This is a genomic window from Ahrensia sp. 13_GOM-1096m, assembly GCF_000620605.1.
GTDB lineage: Bacteria > Pseudomonadota > Alphaproteobacteria > Rhizobiales > Rhizobiaceae > Ahrensia > Ahrensia kielensis.
Genome location: NZ_JIAX01000006.1, coordinates 343,312 through 357,330, shown reverse-complemented (window position 1 = coordinate 357,330; position 14,019 = coordinate 343,312). Strand labels below are relative to the sequence as shown.

The 14,019-nt window shown below is 48.7% G+C and carries 12 protein-coding genes and 1 tRNA gene; 6 read left to right on the top strand and 7 right to left on the bottom strand.

The window, feature by feature from the left end; genetic code table 11:
- Nucleotides 1-23: 23 nt before the first annotated feature.
- Nucleotides 24-290, bottom strand: a complete 267-nt coding sequence (locus N530_RS18975) for a hypothetical protein (RefSeq protein ID WP_155851896.1) — start codon at nt 288-290, stop codon at nt 24-26.
- Nucleotides 291-572: 282 nt separating this feature from the next.
- Nucleotides 573-647: transfer RNA gene (locus N530_RS0102055), tRNA-Phe, on the bottom strand.
- 164 nt (nt 648-811) lie between these two features.
- On the opposite strand from N530_RS0102055, the gene N530_RS0102045 reads away from it, so the two are divergent.
- Nucleotides 812-1,855: a Gfo/Idh/MocA family protein gene (locus N530_RS0102045; protein ID WP_026479332.1), complete on the top strand. Its 1,044-nt coding sequence runs from the start codon at nt 812-814 to the stop codon at nt 1,853-1,855.
- Here the strand turns inward: N530_RS0102045 and N530_RS0102040 are convergent, their stop codons facing one another.
- Complete coding sequence (locus N530_RS0102040; protein ID WP_051540703.1) at nt 1,856-2,257, bottom strand: hypothetical protein; 402 nt, start codon at nt 2,255-2,257, stop codon at nt 1,856-1,858.
- 132 nt (nt 2,258-2,389) lie between these two features.
- Between N530_RS0102040 and N530_RS0102035 the strand changes: the two genes are divergently transcribed.
- A complete protein-coding gene (locus N530_RS0102035) occupies nt 2,390-2,743 on the top strand; it encodes a DUF952 domain-containing protein (protein WP_026479330.1) in 354 nt (117 codons plus the stop codon).
- An 8-nt stretch (nt 2,744-2,751) separates the two neighbouring features.
- Nucleotides 2,752-3,837, top strand: coding sequence for a quinone-dependent dihydroorotate dehydrogenase (locus tag N530_RS0102030; protein WP_026479329.1), 1,086 nt, complete (start codon nt 2,752-2,754; stop codon nt 3,835-3,837).
- A 7-nt stretch (nt 3,838-3,844) separates the two neighbouring features.
- Here the strand turns inward: N530_RS0102030 and N530_RS0102025 are convergent, their stop codons facing one another.
- The gene (locus N530_RS0102025; protein ID WP_026479328.1) at nt 3,845-5,164 is read right to left on the bottom strand and encodes an MATE family efflux transporter; all 1,320 of its coding nucleotides are present in this window, start codon (nt 5,162-5,164) and stop codon (nt 3,845-3,847) included.
- Between the two features lie 102 nt (nt 5,165-5,266).
- On the opposite strand from N530_RS0102025, the gene N530_RS0102020 reads away from it, so the two are divergent.
- Complete coding sequence (locus N530_RS0102020) at nt 5,267-6,172, top strand: histone deacetylase (protein ID WP_026479327.1); 906 nt, start codon at nt 5,267-5,269, stop codon at nt 6,170-6,172.
- A gap of 5 nt (nt 6,173-6,177) precedes the next feature.
- Here N530_RS0102020 and N530_RS17265 read toward each other — a convergent pair whose 3' ends face one another.
- Nucleotides 6,178-6,630: a CAP domain-containing protein gene (locus N530_RS17265; protein WP_051540702.1), complete on the bottom strand. Its 453-nt coding sequence runs from the start codon at nt 6,628-6,630 to the stop codon at nt 6,178-6,180.
- Nucleotides 6,631-6,632: 2 nt separating this feature from the next.
- The gene (locus N530_RS0102010; RefSeq protein WP_026479326.1) at nt 6,633-6,896 is read right to left on the bottom strand and encodes a DUF6460 domain-containing protein; all 264 of its coding nucleotides are present in this window, start codon (nt 6,894-6,896) and stop codon (nt 6,633-6,635) included.
- Between the two features lie 139 nt (nt 6,897-7,035).
- On the opposite strand from N530_RS0102010, the gene N530_RS0102005 reads away from it, so the two are divergent.
- Entirely contained in the window at nt 7,036-9,597 is a 2,562-nt protein-coding gene (locus tag N530_RS0102005) for a ligase-associated DNA damage response DEXH box helicase (RefSeq protein ID WP_026479325.1), read from the top strand.
- 8 nt (nt 9,598-9,605) lie between these two features.
- Entirely contained in the window at nt 9,606-10,334 is a 729-nt protein-coding gene (gene pdeM / locus N530_RS0102000; RefSeq protein ID WP_026479324.1) for a ligase-associated DNA damage response endonuclease PdeM, read from the top strand.
- Between the two features lie 88 nt (nt 10,335-10,422).
- On the opposite strand, the gene N530_RS0101995 is transcribed toward pdeM, so the two are convergent.
- A complete protein-coding gene (locus N530_RS0101995; protein ID WP_026479323.1) occupies nt 10,423-13,944 on the bottom strand; it encodes a peptidoglycan-binding protein in 3,522 nt (1,173 codons plus the stop codon).
- Between the last annotated feature and the right edge of the window lie 75 nt (nt 13,945-14,019).

Sequence of the window (14,019 nt, the reverse complement as noted above, 5' to 3'; positions counted from 1 at the left end):
AGTTAGGAACGATATTATTCTTACTATTGAACATTATCATTCGCTGCATACCACTCTTCGCTGGTCGCTCTTAGGTCGTTCATTACGAGAAATGCAATTCTTGTTTGAATGTCGTCTAATGCCCCTTGAATTTGCCCTTGGTCCAATGGTGCAGCTCCCATTTGTATGTCCTCAGGCGTCAGTGGCGACAAATCGTGCTTGAGTGAGAAGGCAATAGCCGAAATCTCTGCAAGTTGCTTTAATATAGCGTCTAGCTCTTCGCCGTTAGCTGGTCTGTCATTGTCAGTCATTAGTTCTCTTTCAAATAGCGAATGAACAAGCAATATCTGATGGACAATTACAGCGCAAGCAATGGCAAGCCCACCAACCGTGTTGATATCAACACAGTTGAATTTTAGTTGTACCGATATCGGTACGACTGATTCATGTCGCATATATGTTGCATGGATTTGCGGTGTCCATTTGAAAACCCTTGGAAATCAAGGGGAACCAGATGCAACAAAGCGCAACATAGGAAAACGGACTATTAAAAATCCGGAACCTGTAAGTCGTTGTTTTTATTGGGTTTGTTGTGGTGCCCGAGGGCGGATTTGAACCACCGACACGCGGATTTTCAATCCGCTGCTCTACCCCTGAGCTACTCGGGCTACTCAGCCGATTGGCTGGTGAGGTGGGCGGGTTATAGCACTAAATTTTACTCTGTCCAGCCGCAACATTTAAGAAAATACAGTCTTTCAGCACGAATGCAGAAAGTTTTGCAATTTGTTGACCTTGGCAGCCTAACATAGCCAAAATATTTGCGGGAAAAGCCATGACTGAAGCTAATAAACAAATGTGGAACTGGGGAATCATTGGCACAGGGGCCATCGCCCAGAAATTTGCGAGTGATCTTAGTCATGTAGCAGGCGCAAAAAAGGCAGCTATATTCTCCCGCACGCTAGAAAACGCCAATGATTTCGCATCAAAACTCGCTTTCGCGCATAGTTATGACAACTTGCAGGAATTTCTCGCGCAGCCAGATTTGGACATCGTTTATATTGCAACCCCGCATATTGCGCACCGCGAGCAGGCATTGGCTGCAATCAAAGCTGGCAAAGCAGTACTGATTGAAAAACCCATCGCCATGACTTCGAGCGAAGTTAGAGAAATCAAAACCGCCGCCAGCGAGCACAATGTTTTGGTTATGGAAGCACTATGGTCACGTTTTCTACCTGCCGTGCAATTTACCAAGGCTATTTTGCAAAAAGGCGATATTGGCGCAATAAAACGCGCTGAGGTAAGTCTTTATTTCGAACGCGACTATGATCCATCTGATCGGTTGTACGATCCAGCCTTGGGCGGCGGCGTTCTGCATGATCTGGGTGTCTATCCGATTTCACTGGCAAGATATTTGCTTGGTGAGCTGGAATTGATTTCAAGTGAGTGGAAAGCTGCCCCCAATGGCGTCAACAAGTCAGCGACACTCCATTTAAAATCCGGCGCTGTGCCCATTACGATCAATGTGGGCTTTGGGCCAGAACAGGGCAACACATTTGACATATATGGCGAAAAAGGAGCGCTGCGGATTGATCGGCATTTCTTGCGCACGGATTCAACAACCATCTGGCATGGCGCTCAAAGCCATTTACCGCCAGCAAGCGGCAGCTTCGTAAATCGTCTTCGAAACAAATTTTCTTTGCAGGGCGGAACACGCAAAACATTTACGCGGCAAAGTCACGGGCTTAATTTTCAAGCCGCCGCATTTCAGGCTGCGCTCGGGCAAAAATCACCCGAACATCCGGTGATGCCGCTTGATGAAAGCGCCGAGGTTTTACACATCATCGAGCAGGTTTTAGCAAAGCCTGCATCTGCGTAATTAGTTCGCGGCTTTCGGCTCATCAAACTCTTTGGCAATTCCCATGAACCGGCGCATGAATTTTTCCATATAGCCAAGTCCGCGCTCAAACTCTTCTTCGCTTGGCAAACCTTCTTTGTTAGCCAAAGGGGTGCCGACTGAGAGCCTCTTTTCAAGAGCGGCTACCCGATCTTCAAGGGCTGAAATATCTTCATTAAAAGCGGCACGTTCGTCGGCAGCCATTTTGCAAATGATCTGGTCATTTTGTGTCTGACACATCGACATGGCACCGGACTGAGTGTCCATGCGCACATAGCCGTTATCGACTTTCACCATGACATAGCGACCTTCCGCCGATGCACTCGTGCACATTAAGGCAGTCAATATGCCTGTGACTGTCATCATTTGTTTCAGGTAAATCATAATGGCCCCTTTTTGAAACTGAACTATCTTATCTGACACATATCCTTACAAGGCGACAGAATTTAGACAATAATCCGTGTATCTCGTCGCAGTCCTCTTTCAACAGCAGGGAAATGACCATAAAAGGTGCCCATGACACAGAAATTGATTTATAAAATCGCGACACGGGACCAATGGGAAAAAGCTGAAAAAAGCGGCTTTTTTGAAGGTGCTCCGATTGATCTTGCCGATGGGTACATTCATTTTTCGACGGCTGTGACTGTCCGCGAAACGGCTGCCAAGCATTTTGCAGGTCAAGATTCGCTTTTGCTCATTGCGGTTGATGAAGCTGCTTTGGGTGACAAACTTAAATATGAAGTCTCGCGCGGCAATGCTCTGTTCCCTCACCTTTATGACAAGCTCGATTTAAACGCTGTCATCTGGGCTGCTGAATTACCGCTTGATGATAATCAGTTACATATTTTTCCAGAGAATTTCGAAGGTTAAAACAGTTTATGTTAAAGCAGTTTTGGAAAGCAATTGGACGGCCCGCCACGTTTTTATTGGATGCAGAAGCCGCTCATGGCCTTTCCATAAAGAGTTTGAAAACTGGCGCTATTTCCGGCGGCAAAATCCACAGTGATCCGCGTCTTTCTCAATCTATCGCTGGCCTTACATTTTCTAATCCGGTTGGTGTTGCCGCAGGCTTAGACAAGAACGCTGAAGTGCCCGACGCGCTGCTTAAACTTGGATTTGGCTTTACCGAAGTCGGAACGATTACGCCGCTTGCGCAAGCTGGAAATCCTAAGCCGCGTATTTTTCGCATCGTGGAAGACCAAGCGGTTATCAATCGCCTCGGCTTTAATAATCAAGGCCATGAGGAAGCACTCAAGAGGCTTGAAGCGCGCGCTCAAACAGGTCTTGTCGGCGTCAATGTTGGCGCGAACAAAGACAGCGACGACCGTTTTAACGACTATGTGCTGGGCATTGAAAAGTTCTATGGAGTGGCAAGCTATTTTACGGCCAATATTTCATCGCCCAATACGCCAGGCCTTCGTGATTTGCAGGCGAAAGACCAGCTCGCCGAACTGTTAAGCCGCATCATGGCAATCCGTGCAGAAAAGGCGCAGGAATTTGGCCGCACTGTGCCTGTGTTTTTGAAAATCGCACCTGATGTTACTGAAGCAGATCTCGATGATATCGTTTCCGAAGTGCTGGATAAAAAGCTCGACGGCATCATTGTGTCCAACACGACACTTGACCGTTCGGTACTGCAAAAGCCCAATACTGAAGTTGGTGGCCTATCAGGCAAACCTCTGCACGAACGCTCAACGATTATGCTTGCAAAAACGCGGCAAAGGGCAGGCAAAGACCTTACCATCATTGGTGTTGGCGGTGTTCATAATGCTGACAGCGCTGCGGATAAGTTTGAAGCCGGCGCGGACCTCATCCAACTTTATACGGGCATGGTCTATGAAGGACCAACAATCGCCAATGCAATCAACCGTGGCTTGAGCCAAAAGCTCGATCATTTGGGCCTTGCCCATATTAGCCAATTGCGTGATCGCAAGCTTGAAGAGTGGGCAGCGCGTACTGTCTAAATTTCGGTCAAATCTCTGCGACCCGTTTAGGCAGCACGAATAGCAGGCTTACACCACGCAAGAACAACCACGCATTAAGCGCTAGCCATAAGCCGTGATTGCCCCAAATTGCGGGCATCGTATAACAAAGAAAAGCAAAGACTGCGAGTGACAGCAACATCATGTTTCGCATATCAGCCGACCAAGTTGCGCCGATAAAAACACCGTCCATTTGAAAAGCCAATACGCCTGCTAGCGGGGTTAATGCGGCCCAAGGCAAATATGTTTTTGCAATGATGCGCACATCTTCAGCTGTCGTCATCAGGTCGATTAATTGATCTCCAAAAATCAACAAAAGCACCGCTGCGAAAAAGGATAATGCAAAACCAAAGCCGCATGATTTCTTTATCGCTTGCCACAGCGCAGAACGCGAACCCACGCCAATTGCTCTACCTGCTAATTGTTCAGATGCAGCAGCTAAACCGTCTAAAAAGTACGATGAAACGAAAAAGAAATTAAGCAATATTGCATTCGCTGCCAGCGTTACCGTTCCCATATTGGCACCAAGCCGCGCAAACAAAGAGAATGCGATCAAGAGAGCGAAAGAACGGATCATGATGTCGCGATTGACATTGAGCATTTTGAGCAAAGACGACCGGTCCAGAACTTCCTTCCATGTTGGTTTTTGGCTTTGATCAAACCCACGCCACAGCCAGATAAAAGAGCCGAGCGCCACTGTCGCTTCTGCGATCACTGTGCCCCAAGCAACACCCACAATGTTCCACTCAAGCACAAGGCCAAGCAAGACTGATAAAGCGATGTTTAAGCCATTAACGACAGACTGGACACCCAGGCTTGCCATAGCTCTGTTTTGGCCAAGCAGCGTTCCAAGTATTGCATAATTTATCAGGCTAAAGGGCGCGCCTAAAAAACGAATTGCCATATAAGTCGTTGCAGCATCTCGCACACCGCTTTCAGGACTAATCCAATACAGTCCCAATTCGCGAATGAAAGGCGAAAGCGGCAGAACCGGCACACCAATCATTGCAGCGGTAATTATAGCGCGCCAAAACCACGCTTGTTGCTCACGCTCATCGCCCCGCCCCAAGGCCTGTGCGATAAACCCAGTTGTTCCGGTACGCAAAAAATTGAATGTTGTAAAAACGATGTCAAAGATGATCACACCGACAGCCAAACCGCCTATCAGCGCAGCATCACCGAACTGGCCTACAATCGCAGTATCAACAAGCCCCAAAAGCGGCACTGTTAAAAATGCAATCGTCATTGGCACAGCGATGCCAAGCACCATACGGTTTGTGATATTAAGCTTGGGCGTTGTTGTGGTCATTATACTGCCGACTCATCTTTGTATTGAGCGTAAAAGTTAAACCAATGACAGATAATGACCAGCGCTCATTGCAATTTTACACGCGAAAGCTATGTGCTTGGCATGACATTACCTATTGTTCATTCTCCCGCCTATGACGCGCGATTTCCCATAGGGCATCGCTTCCCTATGAGCAAATATAAGCTCTTGGCCGATGTCCTTCTGCGCGATGGTTTGGCAACAAAAGATAGTTTCCACGTTCCTGCCCCTGCGCCCATAAATTGGGTAAAACTGGCCCATGACGCTGAATATGTTGACCAAGTCTATGGTTTTGATGTTCCGCTTCACATTCAAAAGCTTGTTGGCTTTGAAATGACTGAAAGAGCTATTGTGCGTGCACAATGCGCAACAACGGGAACCGTCATGGCTGCGCGTCTCGCATTAGAAGCTGGTATTGCTTGCAATACAGCTGGTGGCAGCCACCATGCAAACTCACAGCAGGGTGCTGGTTTCTGCACATTTAATGATGTGGGTGTTGCCGCACGGCTGCTTTTAGAATCAAGTGAGATATCGAGCGCATTGGTGTTCGACACAGATGTGCATCAAGGCGATGGCACGGCAGAGATTTTCAAAGACGAGCCCCGTGTTTTTACCGTTTCACTACACGCAGAAAACAATTACCCGCATCCCAAACAAATATCTGATCTTGATGTGCCTCTACCTGACGGCATGGAGGATCATGCTTACTTGAAAACAGTGACACTGACGCTGGAAAAATTACGCAATCAAATCCATCCCGATATTGTCTTTTTCAATGCGGGCGTTGATGTTCATAAAGATGATCAACTGGGAAGGTTAGCGCTGACAGATTTTGGCATTGAACAGCGCGAACGGCTGGTTATTTCCCATTTTAGATCGCGCGGCATTCCGGTATGCGGTGTTATTGGCGGCGGCTACTCAAAAGACATTGAAGCACTGGCACAACGCCATGCTATTTTACACCGCGTTGCGACAGAGTTTGTCTTTTAGGTGAACTATTCAGATAAGATCATCGCCCAATAGGCACGATTTCCAGAACTTGCATTGCGCGCAACGGCCATTCCAAAACGATTATAGTTGCCTAGTAAATTGCGACTATGCTGGCTTGATTTTTGCCATGCGTCGATCACTTGCGCGACCGTAGCATGACCAACGGCGACATTCTCAGCAGAGGGTGAAGTGATTTCCGCTTCAGATAGCCGCTCATTAAAATTAGCATGGCTTAAAGCACCTGCCTGCGCCATGTCTTCAGCATGGCGTAAAGCTGCACGTTCGGCACGCGCGTCAACAATCAACGGCTCTTTGTTGTTCAAAGCGCGATAACGATTGACCAAGACCATCGCTTGGCCAGTAATAATGACACTTGAGCGTCTGGCATCGGACAATGCCGCTGTAGGCATTATGCTAACAAGCGGCAGACTCAACACAAATGCACGGCGGGAAATCAAGCTCAACTCCTGCGGTAGTTCAGTACGCGTATAAGAATGAACACCGGAATGACGATGCTCGCGCCCAAAATCAACCAATCGCCGAAACGTCCCAGTGCAGCAAAACCGCTTTCCCAAAGACGCACGAAGAAATCGCGAATACCGTACAGCACATCAAATGGCGCAATATTAAACACGCTCATGACCATGCCAAGCAGCACAGAGATCACCAACAGTTTGATGACAGTGCGCCCGACAGTATCGCCTAAAAATCTATTTGTTTGCATTATCCAGCCTTTTCTATCCCTGATAAATAAGGACCAACAAGCTGCAATGCAAGCTTGATACTATGACCGTTGAATTCCACCCTACCAAACAAAGTTCTTTAGTCTTGGCGTTTGATCATTCTCGCCTTATCTCTGTTTTATGAACCTTTTTGAACACAGCAAAAAGAATGACAGCGCAGCCTTCAATTTGCCGCCGCAATTTATCAATTGGTTTTCAAAAAAGGGCTGGCAACCGCGCGCGCACCAGCTCGAACTTCTCAGCAATGCCGAAAATGGTCAATCAACACTTCTCATAGCGCCAACAGGGGCGGGTAAAACACTGGCTGGTTTTTTGCCTGCGTTGGTTGATATAACGCGGCGCCCAAAGCCCAAAACGGGGCAAATCAAGCCCGGAATCCACACGCTCTATATCTCGCCGCTCAAAGCGCTCGCGGTCGATATTGAACGCAATTTGAGTGCTCCGGTGAGCGAAATGGATCTTCCTGTGCGCGTTGAAACCCGCACCGGAGATACCCCAACATCAAAACGACAAAGACAAAAACTCAATCCGCCTGATATTTTGCTAACGACCCCAGAACAACTTTCGCTTCTCATAAGTCATCCAGATGCCAACCGTTTCTTTGGTGATTTGCGCTATGTTATTTTCGATGAATTGCACTCGCTGGTTACATCCAAACGCGGCCACCTCTTATCGTTGGCCTTGTCACGGCTTTGGCAGCTTGTGCCCAACGTGCAAACGATTGGCCTGTCTGCAACCGTGGCTGATCCTGACGATTTGCGTCGGTGGCTTGTACCGCAAAACAGCAGAACCAAACCACTCAGCGAACTTGTCACAGTTGATGGCGGCGCAAAGCCAGACATTACAATTTTGAAGACCGAACAACGCATTCCTTGGTCTGGCCATTCAGCGCGCTATGCCATGCAAGGTGTTTTGGATGCGATTAAGGCACATCAAACCACGCTGATTTTTGTTAATACCCGCAGCCAAGCCGAGCTTATCTTTCGCGAATTGTGGACGATCAATGAAGATAGCCTACCGATAGCGCTGCATCACGGCTCTCTTGATGTCAGCCAAAGGCGCAAAGTTGAACAAGCAATGGCGGCCAATAGTTTGCGCGCCGTTGTTGCGACCTCCACGCTTGACCTTGGTATCGACTGGGGCGATGTGGACCTTGTTATCCATGTCGGATCGCCCAAAGGTGCAAGCCGCCTTGCCCAGCGCATTGGCCGTGCAAACCACCGTATGGATGAAGCATCACGCGCAATACTTGTTCCTGCCAACCGCTTTGAAGTCATGGAATGTCAGGCAGCGCTTGATGCTAATTATCTCGGCGCGCAGGACACGCCGCCTGTTGGTGACGGCACGCTTGATGTTTTATGTCAGCACATTTTGGGCGTTGCGTGTTCGGGACCATTTTTCCCTGACGCGCTCTATCAAGAAGTGATTTCGGCAGAACCCTATGCACGGCTTTTGCGCGAGCAGTTTGACCAATGCCTGCAGTTCGTTGCCAATGGCGGTTATGCTCTTCGTAGCTATGATCGATATGCGCGTATTCGCGAAACTGCTGACGGTTCGTGGCGCATTACACATCCGTCTGTTGCGCAGCAATACCGTTTAAATGCCGGTACGATTATCGAAGCGCCCATGCTCAATATTCGTATGACACGCAACCGCGGAAAATCAGGCTTAGCTGGTAATCAAGCAATGCGCGGCGGCCCAATGCTTGGCAAGATCGAAGAGCTGTTTTTAGAAATGTTGACGCAAGGCGATACGTTTTTGTTTGCTGGAAAGGTTCTTCGCTTTGAAGGCATCCGCGAAAACGAATGTTTCGTATCAAACGCTCAATCTAGTGATGCTAAAATTCCAGCCTATGCAGGCGGCAAATTTCCGACCACGACCTATCTGTCTGAACAGGTCAGAAAGATGATCGACAATCCTGAAAGCTGGGACAAGCTACCCGAACAAGTGTCGCAGTGGCTTGGCTACCAAAAACAGTTTTCAGTTCTGCCTAAACCGGGCGAAATGCTCGTTGAAACCTTTCCGCGCGGCGAACGGTTTTATATGGTTGCTTACCCATTTGAGGGGCGGCTCGCTCATCAAACCCTATGCATACTTCTGACGCGCCGTATGGAACGTGCTGGCGCGCATCCGATCGGTTTTGTTGCTTCCGATTATGCGATTGCCATTTGGGGAATGAAAGATTTCGGTGCCATGATTGCATCAGGAAAGATGTCGCACAACGAACTTTTTAATGAAGACATGCTTGGCGATGATCTGGAAGAATGGCTGGATGAAAGCTTCATTTTTAAACGCACTTTCCGCCACTGCGCCGTGATTGCCGGCCTTATTGATAAGCGCCACCCCGGCAAAGAAAAGTCCGGCAGGCAAGTTACAGTTTCAGCTGATCTCATCTACGATGTTTTGCGCAGTCACGACCCTAATCATATTTTAATGCAGGCAACACGCCATGATGCGCGGGCAGGTTTTCTGGATGTTGCGCGGGTTGGCTCTTTGCTATCGCGTATCAAGGGGCGAATCGTGCATAAGAATCTGGAACGAATTTCTCCCTTGGCAGTTCCAGTGATGCTGGAAATCGGCAAGGAATCTATAGCATCCGATGAAACCAGCGATGCGTTAATGGAAGAAGTGTCGATGAATGGTGATGATATTGTACGCGAAGCAATGGGCGTCGATTTTTAGGAATTTTTGTGCGTAGCGGACTTAAAACAATAAAGGACACACAGGCTGGACGGCCGCTTGAAATCACATTTGGCGGCGACGCACTGCTGTTAGATCCAGCTGGCATTCTGATTATCAAGAGCATCAATGCGCTTGTTGTTGCTGACCTTCACCTTGAGAAAGGTTCTTCATTTGCGCGGCGCGGTCAGTTTTTACCGCCTTATGATACAGCGGCCACGCTTGCACGGTTAACCGCACTGGTCGACAAGTATAATCCTTCGATTATCATCAGTCTTGGTGATAGCTTTCACGATGATGAAGCAAGTCATCGCTTGAGCGATAGTACTTTAGAAACGCTTCAGGCCATGACACATGAGCGCCAAATGGTGTGGATTACGGGCAACCATGACCCCTCCCCGCCAAGCCACCTTCCTGGACAATGCTTTGAGGAATTGGCAATTGGCAAAATCGTGCTGCGCCATATTCCTGATATTTCATACAAAGGCTATGAAATATCGGGACATTTGCACCCCTGCGCTCAAATTCAAGTGCGCGGCAAAAGAGTCCGCCGTGCTTGCTTTGCCTGCGATGGCGCACGAATGATCATGCCTTCTTTTGGAGTTTTAACTGGCGGTCTCAACCTTGCGAACCGTGCATTTGGCGGTCTGTTTCATAGCGCCAGCTTGCGCGCTTATATGCAAGGAAAAGATAAAATTTTTCCGATTTCATCTGAGAATATTATTGGCTTGCGGCGCTGAACCATTCAGTCGCAACTTCAAGCTTTTCAAAGGTCCAACAAAAAGGCAGCGCCGTTAAGCACTGCCTTTTCAAGATTGTTTTGAAGCTTTATTTCTTTTCAGCGACTTCAAGCAATTTAGCGACCAGTTCCTGCGTAACTTCGCCTGTTGGTTTCAAGCCATTGGCGCTTTGGAAGGCGCGGATCGCCTCAATCGTTTTGCCGCCCATGACGCCGTCGACAGGTCCTGCATCATAGCCACTTTTGTTTAGGATCGCTTGAATATTACTAACGGCTTTTTTCATTTCCGCTGGTGATAGTTCAGGGCCAGTTGCAGCAGTTTGAGCCGCATCAGTGCTCCAAGCATCCGGAATATCTACAAAGTTAGCCTCTTCGACCATCTCTTTTTTCTTCCAGAGTTCCGCTGCACCGCGCGCCATTTCTAACTGTTCAGGACGCAGCGCTTCTGCCACCTCGTCTCGTTTTGTGGCTGCATCTTTGTCGCCAGTTTTTGCAGCGATAGAGAACCACTTATACGATTCAGCTAGATTTTGCTCGATGCCATTACCCTGCGCAGAAAGGATACCGAGGTTAAACTGGCTGTCTTTTACACCCAGCTCGGCAGCTTTTTGGAACCAGCGTGTTGCTGACGCAAAGTCCGGCGTGCCATCAGGTCCGTTTGCCAGCAATACTGCAAGATTATGCATTGCTGCTGCATTGCCTTGTGAAGCTGCCATCTGATACCAAGTTTTTGCTTTGGTCAGATCGCGTGTACCGCCAAAGCCCTTTTCATAAAAGTTACCAATACGGTATTGTGCCGGTGCGTAGCCCAGATCGGCAGATTTTTCATACCACTCTAGCGCTTTGCTTAAATCGTTACCCGATTGACCTGCAACGCCGCCAAAATAATAATCACCAACCAAATAAAGAGCTTTTGCATCGCCATTTACAGCTGCTTCACGCAGGGCCACAGGGCCAATAGCTTCTGGAATATCTTCAAGCGTCAGGTCGTTTTCAACAATTTCCTGACTTTCAGCATCAAGATCAGTTGTTTCGTCTTCAGCGATATCTATTGGTTCGTCCTGTTCACCAACGCCCATAATATCTGCCTCAACACTTGCTTGTTCAGACACATCACGAACTTTCGGCGCTTCAAGATTAGCAAGAATTTCTTCTTCACCATCTGTATTAGCAACGTCTTCCTCTAGCGTTTGCTCTGGCTGAACTTGCACACTTTGAACTTCAACTGGATCGCTTGGTGCGACAAATCCTTTAATCAAAGGAAACGCCAGCAATGCGAGCAAGATTGCACCTGCCCCCATCAAAATTGGTTTGCGACGTGATGCAAGCATGGCACCGAGCGACGATTTAGTATCCCCGCCTTTACCCATCTCGGAGCGACTGCCGACTGTTGCATCAGCAGCAGCAGCACGCGCTGCACGTCGCGCAGCGGCAATAAAGTCGGACTTTCCATTGTCGGCATCATCGGCTGGCATAGGTGCAGGTGAGCCATTGCTCACTGTGCCAGCACGTTCTTCACGCACACGGCGCATGATTGCACTTAAATCAGCGTTTCCTGAACCAGGTTCAATCGGCTCATCAGAAACAGGCACACCAATTTCGCCAGATGGCTCCTCAACCATAGTGGGCTCTTCTGGAAAATCATGATGGTCAACAACAGGTGTTGCTGTTTTCGCACCGCGGCGCAGCTTTTGAGCCATGCCTTTCAGCAGTGACTTACTTTTTTCTAGCTGTTCGGCTTGTTGCGGCTCGCCGGCGAGAGAAACGCTCGGCGCTTTGCCTTCATTTACCGCAGCCATCGCTGCTTCAGCTGCAGCGACTGCGGCTGGCTTTGCTTGACGGCGGGTTTGCTCAGCTACGTGTAACACACCTTCATCGGCATATTCACGGTTTCGATTCCCAAAAGAAATATCTTGGCCATCAGCATCATCTGGTTGTAGCGGCGGTGCATCATGCAATTCAACGCGCTGCGATCTTGCCGTTTCAGAAGGAGCAAAACTCACTTTCTCTTCCAAACCAGACAGATGGTCTACGACCTTCAAAAGAGTGTCATGGATAGCTTCAAATGTGCGGCTATTGCGATCATCACTATCGCGCGCCAATGATTCAAGCATCTTCAAGTCATCGGTTAGATGATGCAATGTTTCATTAGCTGCACCCGATTCCCCGACGCGTGCAATGGCTTCTTCTGCAGCAAGACGCGCCGTTGAAAGCAAGCTTTGTTCATCAAACGCTGTTGCACCAGTGTTCAAGCTCTTTGTGAGTTCGGCAATCTGGGCTTCCAGATTGGTTATGTTAAGTGCTGGTTGCGCGCCGCCACCTGATGCAAGCATTTCTGCAATTTCATCCAAGCGACTGGCCATGTGATCAAGTGATGGCACTGACGTTGCGCCCTGCTCATTGGCTTCAATGCGGCTGGACAATTCTGCCATACGGCCATCAAATGATGACACAAGAGTACGTGACGTTTCTTCTTGCTGGTTTGCAGTTTGTGTGACCTGTTCAATGATATAAGAAAGGCGATCATCAAGCTCTTTGATTGCATTGACTTCTTCACTGCGCGCATTACCGCCCGCACCAATCTGTGCTGACAATCCAGAAATCTGTACTTCTAATGCCTCAATGGCACCATGCGAGAAAGAAGAGCGCGTTTCCTGCCTTAGGTTCGATGTTTCTTGCTGCAAAACATCTAATCTATTGGCTAATTCAGAGAATTGCGCGTCAAAAGCGTTTGGATTGACGGCGACTTCCGCTTCTTCAATCATCTTAGCAACGCGTGCAATACGCGCTTCGATACGTTCTAATGCACCCGCATCCATCGCTGGCATGCTTGGCTGAGAGGTCGGTATCGCGGAAACAGCGCGGCTAATCTCATCCAATCTGGAATCAAGTCCCTCGATTGGCAAATGCGAACCACCAGCGTTTTCCGCCATACGTTCGGTTGCAACGGCAAGCATGCGCACTTGCTCTTCCATCGCGATCAAATCATTGCTCTGTGGAAGCGTGTTTAATGCGTTTTGCACATGATCCAGGCGTTCAGCCATATGCATAAGATCATCGCGCGAACCCAGTGTCTGCGGCAGATTTGCGATTTCTCGCTCAACAACACTCCAACGGTCCAGCAATTCTTCTAATGTGTCCTGACGTGCAAGGCGTGCAACATCTTCCTTCAATGAGGCGATATCTGAGCGCAATTGGCCAGCTGCAGCCGAACCGGCAGTATCACGCCCTGCTGTCGATACGGAACTTTTCAAACCATGCAAATCGTCACGCAATGTTTGGAAGCCTGCGGAAAAATTGCCGCTCATCTCGCGTTCCATTTCTTTGCGAATTGTATCAAGTTCAGCGCGTAATTGATCAGCGGTTATCGCTGCATCACGCGGTAATGCCTGCGTGGGGACGCTATGTGCAGGAGCGTGACGGCCAGATGAAGACAGAGCAGCTTGCCGCGCCCTGATTTTAGCAAGATCGCTCATTTCACTTGATTCAGATCTAGCGCTCTGCCCATGCCCTGAGTGCTGCTTGGCAGCATGTAAACGTCCCTCAAGACTGCTGAGAGCTTCGTTCAAGCGATTGAGCGTAGTGTTCGTATCATCTTGCCGGTTGACCATAATGTTTCCGCTTCCCTCGAAGGCAGCCCTTTGGCGCCTTCTTGTTAACTTCTTGGCAAACTCGGAGCAAATTCC

Bases quoted from the DNA above. Each gene is read 5' to 3' on its own strand.
- N530_RS0102025 (WP_026479328.1), bottom strand. From the start codon at position 5,164: ATGACCACAACAACGCCCAAGCTTAATATCACAAACCGTATGGTGCTT.
- N530_RS0102005 (WP_026479325.1), top strand. From the start codon at position 7,036: ATGAACCTTTTTGAACACAGCAAAAAGAATGACAGCGCAGCCTTCAAT.
- N530_RS0102020 (WP_026479327.1), top strand. From the start codon at position 5,267: ATGACATTACCTATTGTTCATTCTCCCGCCTATGACGCGCGATTTCCC.
- N530_RS18975 (WP_155851896.1), bottom strand. From the start codon at position 290: ATGACTGACAATGACAGACCAGCTAACGGCGAAGAGCTAGACGCTATA.
- N530_RS0102010 (WP_026479326.1), bottom strand. From the start codon at position 6,896: ATGCAAACAAATAGATTTTTAGGCGATACTGTCGGGCGCACTGTCATC.
- N530_RS0102040 (WP_051540703.1), bottom strand. From the start codon at position 2,257: ATGATTTACCTGAAACAAATGATGACAGTCACAGGCATATTGACTGCC.
- N530_RS0102030 (WP_026479329.1), top strand. From the start codon at position 2,752: ATGTTAAAGCAGTTTTGGAAAGCAATTGGACGGCCCGCCACGTTTTTA.
- N530_RS0101995 (WP_026479323.1), bottom strand. From the start codon at position 13,944: ATGGTCAACCGGCAAGATGATACGAACACTACGCTCAATCGCTTGAAC.
- N530_RS0102035 (WP_026479330.1), top strand. From the start codon at position 2,390: ATGACACAGAAATTGATTTATAAAATCGCGACACGGGACCAATGGGAA.
- N530_RS0102045 (WP_026479332.1), top strand. From the start codon at position 812: ATGACTGAAGCTAATAAACAAATGTGGAACTGGGGAATCATTGGCACA.